The following is a 17,608-nucleotide window of genomic DNA, read 5'->3' on the forward strand; positions in this document are numbered from 1 at the left end:
GCGTGGGGCTGGCGGGTCCTTCCCGGCACGCGGGGGTGGCCCCCCGGTGCCGGCAGGGGCCCCCCGGGGGCCCGCCCCCCCGGGGGGGCCCCCCCCCGGGGGGCCGGGGCCGCCGGCTACTCCACGCCGATCAGGAGGGGCGGGGCCCCGGCGCCCGCGTGGTACGTGGCCGTGTCCACCGCCAGATACGTCTCACGGACGTGGCGTTCCAGGGAGTCCGACAGGGACGGCGGCGTCTCGTCCGAGACGATCAGGGTCACCAGTTCGCCGCCCGCCGAGAGCATGCGGTCCAGGACCGTGCGGGCCGTCTCCGCGAGGTCCTGGCCGATGACCGCCACGTCGCCCTCGATCAGGCCGAGGACGTCGCCGGCCTGGCAGACGCCCGCCGAGGTGAAGGACTGGCGTTCGGCGACGGCGAGTTCCGCGTAGCGGGTCGCGCCCGCCGCCGCCGTCATCGCCACGACGTCCTCGTCGAAGCGCCGGTCCGGCTCGTGGACGGCCAGCGCCGCGATGCCCTGGACGGCCGCCCGGGTGGGGATCAGGGCGACGCGGATGCCCTCGGCGCGGGCCTGTTCGGCGGCCGCGCCCGCCGTGTGGCGCAGGTCGGTGTCGTTGGGCAGCAGTACGACCTCGCGCGCGTGGGCCCGCCGGATCGCGTCGACCAGGTCCCCGCTCGCGGGCGGCGCCCCCGGTCCGGCCAGCACCGTCGTCGCGCCCGCCTCCGCGCACAGGCCCGCGAGCCCCTGACCGGGTACGACCGCCACCACGGCGCGCTGCAGCCGCTCCCGGGCCTCCGAGGCGCCCGCGAAGTGCGTGATGCGGATCCGGTACGGGCGACCCGCCTCCACGCCGGCCTCCACGGCCGCACCCGCGTCGTCGACGTGGACGTGCACGTTCCACAGCCCGTCCCCGCCCACCACGACCAGGGAGTCGCCGAGCCCGTCGAGCCTGGCCCGTAGCCGGTCCACGGCCGCGTCCTCGGCCTCAAGGAGGTAGATCACCTCGAAGGCCGGCCCGCCCCTCGGGGCGCAGTCCTCCGGCGAGGACGCGGGCACCGCGCGCGTCGGCGGGCGCAGCTGCGCCTCGCCCGACACGGCCTCCACCAGCGCCCCGAGGACCGCCACCAGACCCCGTCCGCCCGCGTCCACGACCCCCGCGCGCTCCAGGACGGCCAACTGTCCGGGGGTCGCCTCCAGGGCCGTCCTGGCCCCCTCGTACGCCCCTCTGGCCACCGCCACCAGGCTTCCGCCGCTCCCGCACGCGTCCGCGGCCGCCGTCGCCACGCTCAGGATCGTTCCCTCGACCGGGTGCGCCACGGCCTCCCGGGCCGCGCGGGCGGCCGCCGCCAGGGCGCGGGCGAGGTGCTCGCCGTCGCGCCCGTCGGCGAGCACGGACGCCATGCCGCGCAGCAGCTGCGAGAGGATCGTCCCGGAGTTGCCCCGGGCCCCGATCAGGGCGCCGTGCGCCATGGCGCGTACGACCTCACCCGCGTCGGGATCGTCCGCCGCGAAGACCGCCTCGACCGCCTGGGCCGCGGACTCCACCGTCAGGTACAGGTTCGTTCCGGTGTCGCCGTCGGCGATCGGGTAGACGTTGATCGCGTCGATCTCCTCGCGCTCCCGGCCGAGCGCGTCCAGCGCCCGTACGCACCAGGATCGGACCGCTGCGGCGTCCAGGGTCTGCGCGGTCTGCGGCAACTGGTGATCCTCCTGCTAGGCGGCCTTCTGCGGTGAGCTCACCGCAGGGTAGACCCGCTCGTGACCTGGGGCCGGGGCGGGGGCCGCGATGTCCGTGGTAGTTTCGTTCTACGGGAGCAGCCGTTGTATGCTGCTTCGGTTGCCCGGCGAGAGTCGGGCCATTCCCCCGGCAAGCCACTTCAGAACTCTGATTCCGGTGCGCCGGTTTCACTGTAAATCTGAAGTCTTTGGAGTGACCCGTGGCTGCCAACTGCGACGTCTGCGGCAAGGGGCCGGGCTTCGGCAACAACATTTCGCACTCGCACCGCCGTACGTCTCGTCGCTGGAACCCGAACATCCAGCGTGTGCGTGCCGTGGTCGGTCGGACGCCGAAGCGGCTCAACGTCTGCACCTCGTGCATCAAGGCCGGCAAGGTCTCGCGCTAACGCCGACGTTTCGTCGTAGCGCAGCCCCTGCGGTTGCCTTGAAAGGCCGGTTCACCTTGGTGAACCGGCCTTTTGCCATGCCCGGCGCCCGCTAGGCGCGCAAGCGCCAGCCGTGGTCCACCGGGCCGATCCCCGCGCCCAGCGCGAAGCCGGCCGCGATCGCCCCGGTGACGTACGCCTTCGCCTCCTGCACCGCCTCCGGTACGGCGAGCCCCTTCGCGAGGCCCGACGCTACCGCCGAGGCGAGGGTGCAGCCCGTGCCGTGGGTGTGCCGGTTGTCGTGGCGCGGCGCACGCAGCCAGTGCTCCTCGTCGCCGTCGGTGAGCAGGTCCACGGCGTCCCCGTCGAGATGCCCGCCCTTGATGAGCGCCCAGCGCGGCCCGTACGACAGGATCGCGGCCGCGGCCTCCCGGAGATCCGCCTCCGATCCGACCCGTACGCCTGTGAGCTGCGCCACCTCGTCCAGGTTGGGCGTGGCGACGGTGGCGACCGGCAGCAGCTTCGTCCGTACGGAGTCCAGCGCCGAGGCCGCGAGCAGCGGGTCGCCGTGCTTGGAGACGCCGACCGGGTCCACGACGACGGGCGCGACCGTCCCGGCGAGGAGCTCCGCGACCGTCTCGACCAGCCCGGCGGAGGCGAGCATGCCGGTCTTGACGGCCTGGACGCCGATGTCGTCGACGACGGCGCGGTACTGGGCCCGCACGGCCTCCTCGGGGAGCTCCCAGGCGCCTCGCACGCCCTGCGAGTTCTGCGCGGTGACGGCGGTGATCACGCTCATGCCGTGGACGCCGAGGGCGAGCATCGTCTTCAGGTCGGCCTGGATGCCCGCGCCGCCGCCGGAGTCGGATCCGGCGACGGTCAGGACGAGCGGCGGCGGCGTCACTCGTGACCCCCGAAGTGGTCCCAGCCGCCCTTGCTGTGCCAGGGCGCACCGTCCACGGTGACCTGCGGCAGCGCGGAGGGGTTCAGGACCTCGCCGATGACCTTCCAGCGGGCCGGCAGCTTCACGTCCGGCGGGAAGGTGGCCACGATCGCGTGGTCCTCTCCCCCGGTGAGCACCCACTGCAGCGGGTCCACGCCCACGGCCTGGCCGATGTCGTTCATCTGGGTGGGAATGTCGATGAGTCCCGAGCGCAGGTCGATGCGGACCTTGCTGGCCTCGGCGATGTGGCCGAGGTCGGCGATGAGCCCGTCGCTGACGTCGCACATGGCGGTGGCGCCGAGCCCGGCGGCCGCGGGGCCCGCGTGGTAGGGCGGCTCGGGCCGCCGGTGGGCCTCGACGAAGGCGCGCGGGGAGCGGAAACCGCGGGAGAGCACCGCGTAGCCGGCCGCGGACCAGCCGAGCCAGCCCGTGTACGCGACGACGTCGCCCGGCTGGGCTCCGCCGCGGGTCACCGGGTCGTGGTTGCGCAGGTCGCCGAGGGCGGTGATGGCGACGGTGATGGTGTCGCCGCGGACGACGTCGCCGCCGACGACGGCCGCGCCCGCCACCTGGCACTCGTCCCGCAGACCGTCCATCAGCTCGGTGGGCCAGGTGACCGGGAGTTCGGCCGGGACGACCAGGCCGAGGAGGAGAGCGGTCGGGACGGCGCCCATGGCGGCGATGTCGGCGAGGTTCTGCGCAGCGGCCTTGCGGCCGACGTCGTACGCCGTCGACCAGTCGCGGCGGAAGTGACGTCCTTCGAGCAGGATGTCCGTACTGGCCACCACGCGCCGGTCGGGTGCGGAGACGACCGCGGCGTCGTCGCCGGGTCCGATCCGCACCGCCGGGGTGGAGGTGAGCCGGGAGGTGAGCTCTCTGATGAGCCCGAACTCCCCCAACTCTCCTACTGTGCCCTTCACCGCGTCTCACCTCGTGTTGTCGTGCGGTACCGTCAATGAGGAACCGTCTAGACCGTCAACTGCTGTCTTGTCTACGCCACACTGTGGGCGCCTCGGGGCACGCAGGTCTCCCCGCGGCCCGCGGCGACGCGGTACCGTGGCGTCTCTTTCTCCCACAAGATCCTCGTGGCCGCCCTGGAGGTTCCGTGGTACAGGCGTACATCCTCATCCAGACCGAGGTGGGCAAGGCGTCGACCGTCGCCGAGACCATCTCCAAGATCGCGGGAGTGATCCAGGCGGAAGACGTGACGGGACCGTACGACGTCATCGTCCGCGCCCAGGCCGACACGGTCGACGAACTCGGCCGGATGGTGGTCGCCAAGGTCCAGCAAGTGGAGGGCATCACGCGGACCCTCACCTGCCCGGTCGTGCATCTGTAGCCCCCGTCTACCCTTGGCCGGTGATGTCTTCTCACCGGCCTTTCGGCCTGCCCGCCGCCGTCGCGGCAGCGCTGCTGCTGCTGACCGCCGCGGGCTGCTCCTCCACGGACGCGAAGGCTTCGATCCCGGTTCCCAGCCCGCCGGCCGGGGAGGCGACCCTCTGCCAGGCTCTGGCGAAGGAGCTTCCCGACACCGTGGCGGAGCTGGAGCGGAACGATCCTGAGCCGGACTCCGAGCTGACCGCCGGGTGGGGGGATGCGGCGATCGTACTGCGCTGCGGGGTCCCCCGGCCCGAGAAGATGAGCGATCCGCAGACGCAGGGCGTCTCGGCGGACGGCGTGCGCTGGATGCTGGAGCAGCGGGAGGGCGACGGCCCCCGGTTCACCTCGGTGTATCGCGAGACGTACATCGAGGTGAGCCTCGACGAGCGGTTCGCCCATGACATCGGACCGCTCGTCGATCTCGCCGCCCCCGTGCAGAAGACCGTGCCCTGCGCCCTTGAACCGGAGTGCGACTAGCGCCTTCCGCTAGCGCAGGCCCGTGGAGCGGTCGAGGGCCGCCTGGATCAGGCGGTCCACCAGCTCCGGGTAGCCGACACCGCTCTCCTGCCACATGCGCGGGTACATGGAGATCGGGGTGAAGCCCGGCATGGTGTTGATCTCGTTGATCACGAACCCGCCGTCCTCGGTCAGGAAGAAGTCGGCGCGGACCAGGCCCTCGCAGGAGACCGCCTCGTACGCGGCGACCGCGAGCCGCTGGACCTCGGCGGTGGCCTCGTCGCCGATCGGCGCGGGGACGATTCCGGACGCCGAGTCGATGTACTTGGCCTCGAAGTCGTAGAAGTCGTGGTCGGTGACGGGCGGGATCTCCGCCGGCACGCTCGCGCGCGGGCCGTCCTCGAACTCCAGGACGCCGCACTCGATCTCACGGCCGCGCAGCAGCGACTCGACGAGGATCTTGGGGTCGTGGCGCCGGGCCTCCTCGATGGCCTCGTCCAGGCCCGAGAGGTCGTCGACCTTGGTGATGCCCATGGACGAGCCGCCACGGGCCGGCTTCACGAAGAGCGGCCAGCCGTGGTCGGCGGCGAACTCGACGATCTTCTTGCGCGCCGCCGCGGGGCTCTGCTCCCACTCGCGCGGCCGGATGACCTCGTACGGGCCGACGGGCAGCCCGAAGGAGGTGAACACCCGCTTCATGTACTCCTTGTCCTGGCCGACGGCGGAGGCGAGCACGCCCGCGCCGACGTAGGGGACGCCGGAGAGCTCCAGGAGGCCCTGGAGGGTGCCGTCCTCGCCGTACGGACCGTGCAGCATCGGGAAGACGACGTCGACCTCGCCGAGGGCCTTGGGCACGGAGCCGGGCTCGGTGTACACGACCTCGCGGTTGGCCGGGTCGACGGAGAGGACCACGCCGCCCTGCTCGGATTCGGCGAGGTCCGTGACGTTCGGCAGGGTGCGGTCGGCGATCGCCATCCGCTCGGGGGCGTCGGCGGTCAGCGCCCAGCGCCCGTCCGTGGTGATGCCGATGGGCAGCACGTCGTACTTGGTCCGGTCGATGGCCTTGAGGACGGCGCCGGCCGTGACGACGGAGATGGCGTGCTCGGAGCTGCGTCCGCCGAAGACGACGGCCACGCGCGGCTTGCGGGGGCTCTGGGTGTTCTCGCTCATATCGCGTTGAGCGTACCTTGCGTGTTCGATCCGCTTAAGAGCCCCGGCCCGCCGCGCGCGTCCGGGCTAGCGCGCGCCCCGGCGCGAGCCTCAGCGGCGCTCGGACTTGGCGCTGCGCGACATCAGTTCCTTGAGGGCGACGATCGGCGGCTTGCCCTCGTGGACGATCGAGACGACCGTCTCGGTGATCGGCATGTCGACCCCGTGGCGGCGGGCCAGATCGAGCACGGACTCGCAGGACTTGACGCCCTCCGCGGTCTGCTTGGTCGCCGCGATGGTCTCCTCCAGGGTCATCCCGCGGCCCAGGTTGGTGCCGAAGGTGTTGTTCCGGGAGAGCGGCGAGGAGCAGGTGGCGACCAGGTCGCCGAGGCCGGCGAGGCCGGAGAAGGTGAGCGGGTCGGCGCCCATGGCGAGGCCGAGCCGGGTGGTCTCGGCGAGGCCGCGGGTGATGAGGGTGGCCTTGGAGTTGTCACCGAGCCCCATGCCGTTGGCGATGCCGACGGCGAGCCCGATGACGTTCTTGACGGCGCCGCCGAGCTCGCAGCCGACGACGTCGGTGCTGGTGTACGGGCGGAAGTACGGGGTCATGCAGGCGGCCTGGAGCCGCCGCGCGACCGATTCGTCGGCGCAGGCGACGACGGCACCGGCGGGCTGCCGGGCGGCGATCTCCTTGGCCAGGTTGGGACCGGTCAGGACGGCGACGCGCTCGGCGGGCACGTCGGCGACCTCCATGACGACCTCGCTCATGCGCTCGGCGGTGCCGAGTTCCACGCCCTTCATCAGCGAGACGAGGACGGTGTGGGGGGCCAGCTTGGGGGCCCACTCGGCGAGGTTGGCGCGGAGGGTCTGCGAGGGGACGACCAGGACGGTGAAGTCGGCGTCCTGGGCGGCCTCGGCCGGGTCGGTGGTGGCCCTGACGTTCGCGGGGAGTTCGACACCCGGGAGGTAGTCGGGGTTGGTGCGGGTCGTGTTGACGGCCTCGACGAGCTCGGCGCGGCGGCCCCAGAGCGTCACGTCGCATCCCGCGTCGGCGAGCACCATGCCGAAGGCGGTACCCCAGGACCCGGTTCCGAATACGGCTGCCTTGGTCACTTCGTGCCCTCCCCGGCGGCCTTGCGCCGCTGCTCCAGACGCGCCCTGCGGTGGTCGTACGGCTCGGCCGGCGCCTTCTCGCCCCGGACGTCCTCCAGAAGCGACGTGATCGCCGCCATGATGACCTCGGTCGCCTCGCGCAGCACCTCGGGCGTGGGCTCCTGGCCGTGGAATCGGGAGAGGTCGACGGGCGGACCGGCCTGCACGATCAGCGTCTTGCGCGGGAACAGGCTGAGCTTGTTCTCCTTGGCGTACGGCGGCATGGCGAGGTTGGCGCCCCACTGGGCGACCGGGATGACCGGGGCCTTGGTGAGGAGTGCGACGCGGGCGGCGCCGGTCTTGCCCGCCATGGGCCACATCTCGGGGTCGCGGGTGAGGGTGCCCTCGGGGTAGAAGGCGACGCACTCGCCGCGCTCGATGGCGTCGACGGCGGCCCGGAAGGCGTCCAGGGCGTTGGTCGTCTCGCGGTAGACGGGGATCTGTCCGGTGCCGCGGAGCATGGTGCCGACGAACGAGCCCTTGAAGAGAGCGGCCTTGGCGAGAAAGCGCGGGACACGTCCGGTGTTGTACTGGAAATGCGCGTAGGACAGCGGGTCCAGATACGAGTTGTGATTGACGGCGGTGATGAATCCGCCGTCGGCCGGAATGTGTTCCGTTCCGCGCCAGTCCCGCTTGAACAGAACCACCAGTGGGGGTTTGGCGATGACCGCCGCCAGGCGGTACCAGAAGCCGATTCTGCGGCGGGACACTCGTGCACCTTCCTCTGGGACTGGCGTGCAGGGGGCCAAGTGTCGCCCCATGCTCCTGGTCTGTCGAGAACACCGTACGCCCCGAGATCGCGCGGGCGCCGGGCGCCGGGCTCTCCGGCTCGTCGGACGCGGGGGCGTGGTGCCGGGTCACAATGGGCCGCGATGAACATCGATCCGGACGACGGCTGGTCCCTGGTCGTACCCCTGAAGCCCCTTGCCCGGGCGAAGAGCAGGCTCGCCGCGACCGCCGGGAGCGGCTTGCGTCCACGGCTCGCGCTGGCGTTCGCGCAGGACACGGTGGCCGCGGCGCTGGAATGCGGGCGGGTGCGGGATGTGGCGGTCGTCACGGACGATCAGGCCGCCGCGGTGGCGCTGACGGCGCTCGGGGCGCGCATCGTGCCCGACTCCCCGGCCGCCGGGCTCAACGCGGCGCTGGCGCACGGGGCGCGGACGGTACGGGACGCCCGGCCCCACGCGCGCGTGGCGGCGCTCAACGCGGACCTGCCCGCGCTGCGGCCGGAGGAACTGGCCCGGGTCCTCGATGCCGCCTGTGAATTCCCCCGGACATTTCTCGCGGATGCCGCCGAAATAGGTACGACATTCCTCTCGGCGGGCCCTGGGGTGGAATTGGCACCTGCATTCGGAGGCGCTTCGCGGCTCAGGCATTTGTCGTCGGGGGCCGTGGAAATCAGACTGGCCGGGGTGGATTCCGTACGCCGGGACGTGGACACCGGCGAGGATCTGGCGGCCGCGCTGGCGTTGGGGATCGGTCCGCGGACGGCCGCCCGCTGGGATCGTGCGGCCGGTGATCGCGCGGCCGGATAGGCTGCGGCCCATGCAGGCGACCGCGTACACGTACGACCCCGAGACCCGCAGCGGCAGTGTGCTGCTCGACGACGGCACCCCGGTGGACTTCGGGGCCGAGGCCTTCGACGCGGGCGGGCTGCTGCTCCTGCGTCCGGGGCAGCGGGTGCGGATCGAGACGGAGCCCGGCGCGAGCGGCGCGGGGCTGCGGATCACGCTGGTGACGCTGCAGACCCTCTGAGCGACCGGTCCGGCTCACTGGGCCGAACAGGGCGGCGGCCACGAGCCGAAGAGCGTGCGGACGCGCCGCGGGCCGGGCTCCCCGAGGGGAGCCCGGCCCGGCGTGTGAGTGGCCTTCGACCCTTGTGCCGCTTACTTCTACTTCTTCGCGGCGGTCTTCTTGGCGGTGGTCTTGCGCGCCGTCGTCTTCTTGGCGGGCGCCTTCTTCGCCGTGGCCTTCTTCGCCGGCGCGGTCTTCTTCGCGGTGGTCTTCTTGGCCGCGGCGGTGGTGGTCTTCTTCGCCGGGGTCGCCTTCTTCGCCGCCGAGGTGGTCTTCTTGGCCGCGGCGCTGGTCTTCTTGGCCGCCGCCGTCGTCTTCTTGGCCGCCGCGGTGGTCTTCTTGACGGCCGCCTTCTTGGCGGTGGTCGCCTTCTTCGCGGCTGCCTTCTTGGCGGTGGTGGCCTTCTTGGCCGCCGCCTTCTTCACGGTCGCCGAGGCGCCGCCCATCAGGCTGCCCTTGGGCGCCTTCTTGACCGCGACCTCGCCGCCCTTGGGGAGCTTCTTCGAGCCGCTGACCAGGTCCTTGAAGCCCTGACCCGCACGGAAGCGCGGAACCGAGGTCTTCTTGACCCGCACGCGCTCACCCGTCTGCGGGTTACGGGCGTACCGGGCCGGACGGTCGACCTTCTCGAACGAGCCGAAGCCGGTGACCGAGACACGGTCTCCGGAGACCACGGCACGCACGATGGCGTCGAGCACGTGGTCGACGGCGTCGGCCGCCTGCTGGCGACCGCCCATCTTGTCGGCAATCGCTTCTACGAGCTGCGCCTTGTTCACGTCTTCCCCTTCGGAGACATTGCCAGAACGAAAGTGTTCAAGCTTTTTCGCACGTTAGGCATGTATATACCGCAAATCAAACACGAAACGGGCTAATCACCCTAGTGCCGCAACGCGGAAGTGCCGTTGCGGAGTTCCTGGTGTCAGTCGTCTTCAGGGAATCGGCCCTCGTCGAGGTCCTTCATCAACCGGTCGAGACGCGTTGCCGCGTCCGCGAGATCGTGCTTCGCCGCTGCCGTGACGACCAGCAGCTTCCGGGACAGCGCCATCCTTACGCCCTCCGGGACTTGCAGTGAGCGCACTCTTGTGTGCGCTTCCTTCAATCGGGCGGCGACTGCCTCGTAGAGCTCGAGTTGGCTGTCGCGTTCCATGCACCGATTGTGCCATCTAGGGCGAGTTGTCGCCCGACAGGGTCTCAACAAGCGACTGCGCCCCCCACCGGACGGTGGGGGGCGCAGTCGTGGAAAAGCGCTGCTCAGGCCGTAATTGTACGGGGCTTGAAGGCCGGCCTTGACGCCTCGTAGGCGGCGATGTCGGCTTCGTTCTGAAGGGTGAGGCTGATGTCGTCCAGACCGTTCAGGAGACGCCAGCGGGCGTTCTCGTCGAGCTCGAAGTCGGCGTCGATCCCGGTCGCCAGCACCTTGCGGCGCTCCAAGTCAACAGTGATTTCGGCCGTCGGGTCGGCCTCCGTCAGCTCCCAGAGGGCGTCCACGGTGGACTGGTCGAGGACGACCGTCAGCAGACCGTTCTTCAGCGAGTTGCCGCGGAAGATGTCGGCGAAGCGGGAGGAGATGACGGTCTTGAAGCCGTAGTTCTGCAGCGCCCAGACGGCGTGCTCACGGGAGGAGCCGGTACCGAAGTCGGGGCCGGCGACCAGGACCGAGGCACCCTGCCGCTCGGGGCGGTTGAGCACGAACTCGGGGTCCTTGCGCCAGGCCTCGAACAGCCCGTCCTCGAAGCCGTCGCGGGTGACCTTCTTGAGCCAGTGCGCGGGGATGATCTGGTCGGTGTCGACGTTGCTGCGGCGCAGCGGGACGGCCCGGCCGGTGTGCGTGGTGAAAGCTTCCATGGTTCCTCAGACCCCCGCGGGCGTAGCGACGTCGGACAGATCGGCCGGGGAGGCCAGGTGGCCCAGTACGGCGGTGGCGGCGGCGACCTGGGGCGAGACCAGGTGGGTGCGTCCGCCCTTGCCCTGCCGGCCCTCGAAGTTGCGGTTGGAGGTGGACGCGGAGCGCTCACCGGGCGCCAGTTGGTCGGGGTTCATGCCCAGGCACATGGAGCAGCCCGCGTGCCGCCATTCGGCGCCGGACTCCTTGAAGACCTTGTCCAGGCCCTCCTCGACGGCCTGCAGGGCGACGCGCACCGAGCCGGGGACGACCAGCATCCGGACGCCGTCGGCGACCTTGCGCCCCTCCAGCAGGGCGGCGGCGTTGCGCAGGTCCTCGATGCGGCCGTTGGTGCACGAGCCTACGAAGACGGTGTCGACCTTGATGTCCCGCAGCGGCTGCCCGGCGGTCAACCCCATGTACTCCAGGGCCTTTTCGGCGGCCAGGCGCTCCGAAGCGTCTTCGTACGAAGCCGGGTCGGGGACGTTCGCCGAAAGCGGCGCGCCCTGGCCGGGGTTGGTTCCCCAGGTGACGAACGGCGCCAGGGAGGCGGCGTCGATGACGACCTCGGCGTCGAAGACCGCGTCCTCGTCGGACTTCAGGGTCTTCCAGTACGCGACGGCGGCGTTCCAGTCCTCGCCCTCGGGGGCGTGGGCGCGGCCCTTCAGGTACGCGAAGGTGGTCTCGTCCGGGGCGATCATGCCCGCGCGGGCGCCGGCCTCGATCGACATGTTGCAGATGGTCATCCGGGCTTCCATCGAGAGCTTCTCGACGGCGGAGCCGCGGTACTCCAGGACGTAGCCCTGACCGCCGCCGGTGCCGATCTTGGCGATGATCGCCAGGATCAGGTCCTTGGCGGTGACGTCCTCGGGCAGCTCGCCGTCGACCGTGATCGCCATGGTCTTGGGGCGGGCCAGCGGCAGGGTCTGGGTGGCCAGGACGTGCTCGACCTGACTGGTGCCGATACCGAAGGCCAGTGCGCCGAAGGCACCGTGCGTGGAGGTGTGGGAGTCGCCGCAGACCACGGTGGTGCCGGGCTGGGTCAGGCCCAGCTGCGGGCCCACGACGTGGACGACGCCCTGCTCGACGTCGCCCAGCGGGTGCAGCCGTACGCCGAACTCGGCGCAGTTCTTCCGCAGCGTCTCCAACTGGGCGCGCGAGACCGGGTCGGCGATGGGCTTGTCGATGTCGAGGGTCGGGGTGTTGTGGTCCTCGGTGGCGATGGTGAGGTCGAGGCGCCGCACCTGCCGGCCGTTCTGACGCAGGCCGTCGAACGCCTGGGGGCTGGTCACCTCGTGCAGCAGGTGCAGATCGATGAAGAGGAGGTCGGGCTCGCCCTCGGCGCGCCGGACGACGTGGTCGTCCCAGACCTTCTCCGCGAGTGTCCTACCCATCGCTTTCCCTCCGGCCGACGTCTACGTCGGCACAACTAGAGACCCGTTTCGCGAGCCGTTGTGCGGCCGCCTCACCAGGGTCGCAAGATCCCCGGAAAATTGAACTTGCGTTTCACAGAGTGAGACGTGAATATCGTTGCATGGACAACTCTAGCGGCGTGGGTGTTCTCGACAAGGCAGCCCTTGTCCTGAGCGCCCTGGAGTCCGGTCCGGCCACCCTCGCAGGTCTGGTCGCGGCGACGGGACTCGCAAGACCCACGGCACATCGCCTCGCCGTGGCACTGGAACACCACCGGATGGTGGCGCGCGACATGCAGGGCCGGTTCATCCTCGGACCGCGCCTGGCGGAGCTCGCCGCCGCGGCCGGTGAGGACCGCCTGCTCGCCACGGCCGGCCCGGTACTGACGCATCTGCGCGATGTCACCGGCGAGAGCGCCCAGCTCTACCGGCGCCAAGGCGACATGCGCATCTGCGTGGCGGCCGCCGAGCGGCTGTCCGGCCTTCGGGACACCGTCCCGGTCGGCTCCACGCTGACGATGAAGGCCGGCTCCTCGGCGCAGATCCTGATGGCCTGGGAGGAGCCCGAGCGGCTCCACCGCGGCCTTCAGGGTGCCCGCTTCACGGCGACGGCCCTCTCGGGCGTACGGCGCCGCGGGTGGGCCCAGTCGATCGGCGAGCGGGAGCCGGGCGTCGCGTCCGTCTCCGCGCCCGTACGCGGCCCCTCGAACCGCGTGGTGGCCGCCGTGTCGGTCTCCGGGCCGATCGAGCGCCTGACCCGCCACCCGGGGCGCATGCACGCCCAGGCGGTCATCGACGCCGCCGCCCGCCTCTCCGAGGCGCTCCGCCGCAACGGCTGACGCGCTTCGCCCCTTCCTGCCCGTACGACCGGCCCACCGCTTCAACGCCGCAGCGGTGGGCCGGAGTTGTGTCCTCACACCCCGAACGACGAAGAAGCCCTCCCCCGAAGGGGAGGGCTTCTTCGTTCTGTACCCCCGACCGGATTCGAACCGGCGCTACCGCCTTGAGAGGGCGGCGTGCTAGGCCGCTACACAACGGGGGCCTTGCGGATGAGATCCGCGTACGTGCAGATGAGCTCTGCGAGCTGGCCTACCAGGACTCGAACCTAGAATGACGGTACCAGAAACCGTAGTGTTGCCAATTACACCATAGGCCATGGTGGTTTAGACCAGTACCCCCGACCGGATTCGAACCGGCGCTACCGCCTTGAGAGGGCGGCGTGCTAGGCCGCTACACAACGGGGGCCCTAGCGATCCTGCATCGGGTTCACCGGGTGCGACCCAGGTGATCCCGCGGGAAGGATCTGTACCCCCGACCGGATTCGAACCGGCGCTACTGCCGTGAGAGGGCAGCGTGCTAGGCCGCTACACAACGGGGGCTTTGCGGATGAGATCCGCGTACGTGCAGATGAGCTCTGCGAGCTGGCCTACCAGGACTCGAACCTAGACTAACTGAACCAGAATCAGTCGTGCTGCCAATTACACCATAGGCCACCAAAACGCGATCCCCGCCGTGGGGGATCTTGTTCAGGTTGCGCTTCGTGGGTTTCTGCCTTTCGGCTTGCTCCCCTCGGCGCAGGAAGAACATTACCCGAAGGTGTCCGGGGCTCCAAAACGGGTATCCCCGCGCAGCAGTCCGGGGAGCTGGTGGAGGTCGGTGATCCGGGTCAGCTCGGGCCGTCCGCCGGTCCCGGCCCGGTCCAGCCAGATGCCCCGCAGGCCCGCCGCCTCCGCGCCCAGGGCGTCGATGTCCGGCTGGTCACCGACGTACGCCACCTCCTCCGGGGCCAGCCCGAGGGCGGCGCAGGCGGCGTGGAAGGCCTCCGCGGCCGGCTTGGCGACCCCGAGCTCCGCGGCGCAGACGACCGCCTCGAAGCGGTCCCGTACGCCGAGCACGCGCAGCTTGCGGTCCTGGTTGTGGATCGAGGAGTTCGACAGGACGGCGTGACGGTAGTCACGCGCGAGCAGGTCGAGCACGGGGACGGCGTCGGGAAAGAGCTCCCAGGCCGCCTCGTAGTGCGCGAGATACCGCTCGAACCAGGCGTCGGCCTCCACGGCGACCAGGCCGGGCACCGCGAGGAACGCCCGCACCCGTTCGCGCCGCTGCTCCTGGAAGTCCACGCCGCCGGCCTCGAAGCGCCGCCAGTGCACGACCGTGAGCTCCTGCCAATGACGGAGGGCCTGCTCGACGGAGTCGAATCCGTCCACCAGGCCCTCGGCCGTCAGATGGTCGCGCATGCCGGTCAGGTCCGCTCGCGAGTAGTCGAAGATCGTGTCGTCGACGTCCCAGAGGACCGCGCGGATGGCCATGCCCCGAACGTACTCCAGCGCCGGCCGCGGTGTGGGGTGTTCCGCCCGGGATCAGCGGCGCAGCGCCTCCGCGGGCTGGATCCCGGCCGCGCGCCACGCCGGGTGGAGGCCCGCGACGACGCCCGTCATCAGGCGGACGGCCGGGGCGGCCGCCGCCGTCACCGGGTGGATGACCGGTGCCCAGTCACGGACGACGGCGACCACCACGACCGTCAGGTCGCCCAGGGAGGTCCCGACGAGCCCGCCGAGGCGGGTGTGCTCGACATGACGGAGCTCCCGCGCAGCACCGAGATCTGTGCGGCGCACGGCACGCGCCGGTGCTCCTGCCCGCGGCGTGAGCGGCGGGCAGGACGGCAGGACACGACACGAGAAGGGGCGCCGGCCATGTGGCCGGCGCCCCTTCTCGTGTCTCTGCGACCGCTACGCGGCGAGCTTGGCCAGCGCCGCGTCGATGCGAGTGAGGGTCTTCTCCTTGCCCAGGATCTCCAGGGACTCGAAGAGCGGCAGACCCACGGTGCGGCCCGTGACCGCGACGCGGACCGGGGCCTGGGCCTTGCCGAGCTTCAGGCCGTGCTCCTCGCCGGCGGCCAGGACGGCGTTCTTGAGCGACTCTGGGTCGCTCCAGTCGGCCGACTCCAGCTTGCCGCGGGCGGTGGTCAGGAGGGCCGCCGGCTCGCCCTTCATGGCCTTGTCCCACGAGGGCTGGTCGAAGACCGGCTCGGGCAGGAAGAGGAAGTCCACGTTGGCCGTGATGTCGGAGAGGACCGTGAGGCGGGTCTGGGCGTGCGGAGCGATGGCCTCCCAGGCGGCGCGGTCGAAGTCCTCGGGCGCCCAGTCGGCGTGCGGCGCCGTCAGCCAGGGCTCACAGGCCGCCGCGAAGGTCTTCACGTCCAGCATGCGGATGTGGTCCGCGTTGATCGACTCGGCCTTCTTCAGGTCGAAGCGCGCCGGGTTGGCGTTCACGTCGGAGATGTCGAACTTCTCGATCATCTGCTCGATCGTGAAGATGTCCTGGTCCGCCGAGAACGACCAGCCCAGGAGCGAGAGGTAGTTCAGGAGGCCCTCGGGGAGGAAGCCCCGCTCCCGGTAGAGGTTGAGGGAGGCCTGCGGGTCGCGCTTGGAGAGCTTCTTGTTGCCCTCGCCCATCACGTACGGCAGGTGGCCGAAGGCGGGGATCTCCTTGGCGACGCCCAGCTCGATCAGCGCCTTGTAGAGCGCGATCTGGCGCGGGGTGGAGGAGAGCAGGTCCTCGCCGCGCAGGACGTGGGTGATCTCCATCAGCGCGTCGTCGACCGGGTTGACCAGGGTGTACAGCGGGGCGCCGTTGGCGCGCACGATGCCGTAGTCCGGGACGTTGTCCGGGGTGAAGGTGAGCTCGCCGCGGACCAGGTCGGTGAAGGTGATCGGCTCGTCGGGCATCTTGAAGCGGACGATCGACTCGCGGCCCTCGGCGCGGTAGCGCTCGATGCGCTCGGCGCTCAGGTTGCGGCAGGTGCCGTCGTAGCCCGAGGGCTTGCCGGCCAGGCGGGCGGCGTCACGGCGGGCCTCCAGCTCCACGGCGGTGCAGAAGCAGTGGTACGCGTGTCCGGCGTCGAGCAGCCGCTGGGCGACGTCCTTGTAGATGTCCATCCGCTGCGACTGGCGGTACGGCTCGTGGGGGCCGCCGATCTCCGGGCCCTCGTCCCAGTCGAGTCCGAGCCAGCGCATCGAGTCGAGCAGCTGCGCGTACGACTCCTCGGAGTCGCGCGCCGCGTCGGTGTCCTCGATGCGGAAGACCATGGTGCCCTCGTTGTGCCGGGCGAAGGCCCAGTTGAAGAGGGCGGTGCGGACCAGACCCACGTGGGGGTTGCCGGTCGGCGAGGGACAGAAACGTACGCGGATGTTCGCGTTAGCCACGCTTGATCACCTTGTTGGTGAGAGTGCCGATGCCTTCGATGGTGACGGCGACCTCGTCGCCGACGTTGAGGGGGCCGACCCCGGCCGGAGTGCCGGTGAGGATGACGTCGCCCGGGAGCAGTGTCATGGCCTCGGTGATGTGGACGACCAGGTCCTCGATGGAGCGGACCATGTCACTCGTACGACCCAGCTGGCGCTGTTCGCCGTTGACCGTGGCCTGGATGGTGAGGTCGCTCGGGTCGAGGTCCGTCTCCACCCAGGGGCCGAGCGGGCAGCTGGTGTCGAAGCCCTTGGCCCGGGCCCACTGCTTCTCGCGCCGCTGTGCGTCGCGGGCGGTGACGTCGTTGGCGCAGGTGTAGCCGAAGACGACGTCCTTGACCCGCTCGCGGGGAACCTCGCGGCACATACGGCCGATGACCACGGCCAGTTCGGCCTCGTGGTGCAGTTCGTTCGAGAAGGAGGGGTACTCGATGGCGTCGCCGGGGCCGATCACGGAGGTGGTCGGCTTGAAGAAGGCGACGGGGACCTCCGGCACCTCGTTGCCGAGTTCGGCGGCGTGCTCCGCGTAGTTGCGGCCGATGGCCACGACCTTGTTGGGGAGCACGGGCGGCAGGAGCCGTACCTTGCTGAGCGGGACCTTCGTGCCGCTCAGCTCGAAGTCGGTGTACGGGATGCCCTTGATGATGTCGAGGACGAGACCGCCGGACTCGACGGTTCCCTCGCCCTCGACGGCGCCGAAGGCGACATTGCCGTCGATGGAGAATCTGGCGATGCGCACGAGTGCTGTCGCCCCTCACTTGGTACTGGCTGGAGTCTGACGCTCCAGGCTAACGCGGCGAGGGACGCCGTCCGGCGGATTACTGTGCGGGGAGCGCGGCCTCGGGGGCGGTCATGAGGACGGTGCGGCGGGGGTTGGCCGTCTGGGTGGGCAGCTCGACCGTGTGCTCCGTCTGCACACCCCGGCCGAGCTGCTCGGCGTCGTCGAGGTGGGCGAGCGTGGTGCGGCGGGGGTTGGCCGTGGAGCGGAGCAGCATCGTCGTCTTCATCGTCATCGCGGAAGGCCTCTACAGAACGGGGGGTCGTGTAAAGCGTCAGGCTAAACGTGCAATTCCCTTCGAATGCATGGGGGAGACA

Annotated in this window: 21 protein-coding genes and 5 tRNA genes; 6 read left to right on the top strand and 20 right to left on the bottom strand. The window is 70.8% G+C overall.

The genetic code is table 11. The annotated features are described in order from the left end of the window. Positions 1 to 116: 116 nt before the first annotated feature. A complete protein-coding gene (locus tag ACZ3IJ_RS05435) occupies positions 117 to 1,697 on the bottom strand; it encodes a DAK2 domain-containing protein (RefSeq protein WP_467466381.1) in 1,581 nt (526 codons plus the stop codon). Between the two features lie 239 nt (positions 1,698 to 1,936). Here ACZ3IJ_RS05435 and rpmB point away from each other — a divergent pair, with 239 nt between their 5' ends. Beyond that, positions 1,937 to 2,122: a 50S ribosomal protein L28 gene (rpmB, locus tag ACZ3IJ_RS05440; RefSeq protein WP_003957616.1), complete on the top strand. Its 186-nt coding sequence runs from the start codon at positions 1,937 to 1,939 to the stop codon at positions 2,120 to 2,122. Between the two features lie 91 nt (positions 2,123 to 2,213). Here the strand turns inward: rpmB and thiD are convergent, their stop codons facing one another. Next, positions 2,214 to 3,005: a bifunctional hydroxymethylpyrimidine kinase/phosphomethylpyrimidine kinase gene (thiD, locus tag ACZ3IJ_RS05445; protein WP_467466382.1), complete on the bottom strand. Its 792-nt coding sequence runs from the start codon at positions 3,003 to 3,005 to the stop codon at positions 2,214 to 2,216. Next, positions 3,002 to 3,964 (bottom strand): thiamine-phosphate kinase, encoded by a 963-nt coding sequence (locus tag ACZ3IJ_RS05450; protein WP_352190330.1) that lies wholly within the window; start codon positions 3,962 to 3,964, stop codon positions 3,002 to 3,004. The genes thiD and ACZ3IJ_RS05450 overlap by 4 nt, the downstream gene beginning before the upstream one ends. Positions 3,965 to 4,149: 185 nt before the next feature. Between ACZ3IJ_RS05450 and ACZ3IJ_RS05455 the strand changes: the two genes are divergently transcribed. Together ACZ3IJ_RS05455 and ACZ3IJ_RS05460 are read left to right on the top strand one after the other, a co-directional pair. After that, positions 4,150 to 4,383: an Lrp/AsnC ligand binding domain-containing protein gene (locus ACZ3IJ_RS05455; RefSeq protein ID WP_352190331.1), complete on the top strand. Its 234-nt coding sequence runs from the start codon at positions 4,150 to 4,152 to the stop codon at positions 4,381 to 4,383. A gap of 23 nt (positions 4,384 to 4,406) precedes the next feature. Further along, positions 4,407 to 4,901, top strand: coding sequence for a DUF3515 domain-containing protein (locus ACZ3IJ_RS05460; RefSeq protein WP_467466933.1), 495 nt, complete (start codon positions 4,407 to 4,409; stop codon positions 4,899 to 4,901). A gap of 9 nt (positions 4,902 to 4,910) precedes the next feature. Here ACZ3IJ_RS05460 and ACZ3IJ_RS05465 read toward each other — a convergent pair whose 3' ends face one another. The 3 genes from ACZ3IJ_RS05465 to ACZ3IJ_RS05475 all read right to left on the bottom strand — a co-directional run bounded on the left by ACZ3IJ_RS05465 (position 4,911) and on the right by ACZ3IJ_RS05475 (position 7,891). Further along, positions 4,911 to 6,050, bottom strand: coding sequence for a D-alanine--D-alanine ligase family protein (locus ACZ3IJ_RS05465; RefSeq protein ID WP_467466383.1), 1,140 nt, complete (start codon positions 6,048 to 6,050; stop codon positions 4,911 to 4,913). Positions 6,051 to 6,140: 90 nt separating this feature from the next. After that, positions 6,141 to 7,142, bottom strand: coding sequence for an NAD(P)H-dependent glycerol-3-phosphate dehydrogenase (locus ACZ3IJ_RS05470; protein ID WP_467466385.1), 1,002 nt, complete (start codon positions 7,140 to 7,142; stop codon positions 6,141 to 6,143). Beyond that, positions 7,139 to 7,891, bottom strand: coding sequence for a lysophospholipid acyltransferase family protein (locus tag ACZ3IJ_RS05475; RefSeq protein ID WP_467466386.1), 753 nt, complete (start codon positions 7,889 to 7,891; stop codon positions 7,139 to 7,141). The genes ACZ3IJ_RS05470 and ACZ3IJ_RS05475 overlap by 4 nt, the downstream gene beginning before the upstream one ends. Before the next feature lie 162 nt (positions 7,892 to 8,053). Here ACZ3IJ_RS05475 and cofC point away from each other — a divergent pair, with 162 nt between their 5' ends. Both cofC and ACZ3IJ_RS05485 read left to right on the top strand, forming a co-directional pair. Continuing rightward, positions 8,054 to 8,716, top strand: coding sequence for a 2-phospho-L-lactate guanylyltransferase (gene cofC, locus ACZ3IJ_RS05480; RefSeq protein ID WP_467466387.1), 663 nt, complete (start codon positions 8,054 to 8,056; stop codon positions 8,714 to 8,716). A gap of 10 nt (positions 8,717 to 8,726) precedes the next feature. Next, the gene (locus ACZ3IJ_RS05485) at positions 8,727 to 8,936 is read left to right on the top strand and encodes a hypothetical protein (protein ID WP_391798266.1); all 210 of its coding nucleotides are present in this window, start codon (positions 8,727 to 8,729) and stop codon (positions 8,934 to 8,936) included. Between the two features lie 137 nt (positions 8,937 to 9,073). Here ACZ3IJ_RS05485 and ACZ3IJ_RS05490 read toward each other — a convergent pair whose 3' ends face one another. From ACZ3IJ_RS05490 to leuC, 4 genes are all read right to left on the bottom strand, one after another. Continuing rightward, positions 9,074 to 9,751, bottom strand: a complete 678-nt coding sequence (locus tag ACZ3IJ_RS05490; protein ID WP_467466388.1) for an HU family DNA-binding protein — start codon at positions 9,749 to 9,751, stop codon at positions 9,074 to 9,076. A 143-nt stretch (positions 9,752 to 9,894) separates the two neighbouring features. Beyond that, complete coding sequence (locus ACZ3IJ_RS05495) at positions 9,895 to 10,122, bottom strand: SCO5555 family protein (protein ID WP_147979841.1); 228 nt, start codon at positions 10,120 to 10,122, stop codon at positions 9,895 to 9,897. Between the two features lie 104 nt (positions 10,123 to 10,226). Further along, positions 10,227 to 10,820, bottom strand: coding sequence for a 3-isopropylmalate dehydratase small subunit (leuD, locus tag ACZ3IJ_RS05500; protein WP_467466389.1), 594 nt, complete (start codon positions 10,818 to 10,820; stop codon positions 10,227 to 10,229). Positions 10,821 to 10,826: 6 nt separating this feature from the next. Then, on the bottom strand, positions 10,827 to 12,251 hold the full coding sequence (gene leuC / locus ACZ3IJ_RS05505; protein WP_467466390.1) for a 3-isopropylmalate dehydratase large subunit: 1,425 nt from the start codon (positions 12,249 to 12,251) through the stop codon (positions 10,827 to 10,829). 140 nt (positions 12,252 to 12,391) lie between these two features. On the opposite strand from leuC, the gene ndgR reads away from it, so the two are divergent. Further along, positions 12,392 to 13,108: an IclR family transcriptional regulator NdgR gene (gene ndgR / locus ACZ3IJ_RS05510; protein ID WP_005311436.1), complete on the top strand. Its 717-nt coding sequence runs from the start codon at positions 12,392 to 12,394 to the stop codon at positions 13,106 to 13,108. 130 nt (positions 13,109 to 13,238) lie between these two features. Here the strand turns inward: ndgR and ACZ3IJ_RS05515 are convergent. The 10 genes from ACZ3IJ_RS05515 to ACZ3IJ_RS05560 form a co-directional block, all read right to left on the bottom strand. Next, a tRNA-Glu gene (locus ACZ3IJ_RS05515) sits at positions 13,239 to 13,311 on the bottom strand. A gap of 42 nt (positions 13,312 to 13,353) precedes the next feature. After that, positions 13,354 to 13,425, bottom strand: a tRNA-Gln gene (locus tag ACZ3IJ_RS05520). 16 nt (positions 13,426 to 13,441) lie between these two features. Beyond that, a tRNA-Glu gene (locus tag ACZ3IJ_RS05525) sits at positions 13,442 to 13,514 on the bottom strand. A 61-nt stretch (positions 13,515 to 13,575) separates the two neighbouring features. Next, positions 13,576 to 13,648, bottom strand: a tRNA-Glu gene (locus ACZ3IJ_RS05530). 42 nt (positions 13,649 to 13,690) lie between these two features. After that, positions 13,691 to 13,762, bottom strand: a tRNA-Gln gene (locus tag ACZ3IJ_RS05535). Between the two features lie 93 nt (positions 13,763 to 13,855). Next, positions 13,856 to 14,578, bottom strand: coding sequence for an HAD family hydrolase (locus ACZ3IJ_RS05540; RefSeq protein ID WP_467466391.1), 723 nt, complete (start codon positions 14,576 to 14,578; stop codon positions 13,856 to 13,858). Positions 14,579 to 14,629: 51 nt separating this feature from the next. Continuing rightward, positions 14,630 to 14,884, bottom strand: a complete 255-nt coding sequence (locus ACZ3IJ_RS05545; RefSeq protein WP_467466392.1) for a hypothetical protein — start codon at positions 14,882 to 14,884, stop codon at positions 14,630 to 14,632. Between the two features lie 114 nt (positions 14,885 to 14,998). Continuing rightward, positions 14,999 to 16,474: a glutamate--tRNA ligase gene (gene gltX, locus ACZ3IJ_RS05550; protein WP_467466393.1), complete on the bottom strand. Its 1,476-nt coding sequence runs from the start codon at positions 16,472 to 16,474 to the stop codon at positions 14,999 to 15,001. Further along, positions 16,467 to 17,252: a fumarylacetoacetate hydrolase family protein gene (locus ACZ3IJ_RS05555; protein WP_467466394.1), complete on the bottom strand. Its 786-nt coding sequence runs from the start codon at positions 17,250 to 17,252 to the stop codon at positions 16,467 to 16,469. The genes gltX and ACZ3IJ_RS05555 overlap by 8 nt, the downstream gene beginning before the upstream one ends. Positions 17,253 to 17,331: 79 nt before the next feature. Then, the gene (locus tag ACZ3IJ_RS05560) at positions 17,332 to 17,520 is read right to left on the bottom strand and encodes a hypothetical protein (RefSeq protein WP_467466935.1); all 189 of its coding nucleotides are present in this window, start codon (positions 17,518 to 17,520) and stop codon (positions 17,332 to 17,334) included. Positions 17,521 to 17,608 lie beyond the last annotated feature (88 nt).

Source organism: Streptomyces sp. NPDC013317 (genome assembly GCF_055563155.1).

Excerpts from the sequence above, each read along its gene's own strand:
- ACZ3IJ_RS05460 (WP_467466933.1), top strand. The coding sequence starts at position 4,407 with ATGTCTTCTCACCGGCCTTTCGGCCTGCCCGCCGCCGTCGCGGCAGCG.
- ACZ3IJ_RS05465 (WP_467466383.1), bottom strand. The coding sequence starts at position 6,050 with ATGAGCGAGAACACCCAGAGCCCCCGCAAGCCGCGCGTGGCCGTCGTC.
- cofC (WP_467466387.1), top strand. The coding sequence starts at position 8,054 with ATGAACATCGATCCGGACGACGGCTGGTCCCTGGTCGTACCCCTGAAG.
- ACZ3IJ_RS05485 (WP_391798266.1), top strand. The coding sequence starts at position 8,727 with ATGCAGGCGACCGCGTACACGTACGACCCCGAGACCCGCAGCGGCAGT.
- ACZ3IJ_RS05495 (WP_147979841.1), bottom strand. The coding sequence starts at position 10,122 with ATGGAACGCGACAGCCAACTCGAGCTCTACGAGGCAGTCGCCGCCCGA.
- leuD (WP_467466389.1), bottom strand. The coding sequence starts at position 10,820 with ATGGAAGCTTTCACCACGCACACCGGCCGGGCCGTCCCGCTGCGCCGC.
- leuC (WP_467466390.1), bottom strand. The coding sequence starts at position 12,251 with ATGGGTAGGACACTCGCGGAGAAGGTCTGGGACGACCACGTCGTCCGG.
- ndgR (WP_005311436.1), top strand. The coding sequence starts at position 12,392 with ATGGACAACTCTAGCGGCGTGGGTGTTCTCGACAAGGCAGCCCTTGTC.
- ACZ3IJ_RS05540 (WP_467466391.1), bottom strand. The coding sequence starts at position 14,578 with ATGGCCATCCGCGCGGTCCTCTGGGACGTCGACGACACGATCTTCGAC.
- ACZ3IJ_RS05560 (WP_467466935.1), bottom strand. The coding sequence starts at position 17,520 with ATGAAGACGACGATGCTGCTCCGCTCCACGGCCAACCCCCGCCGCACC.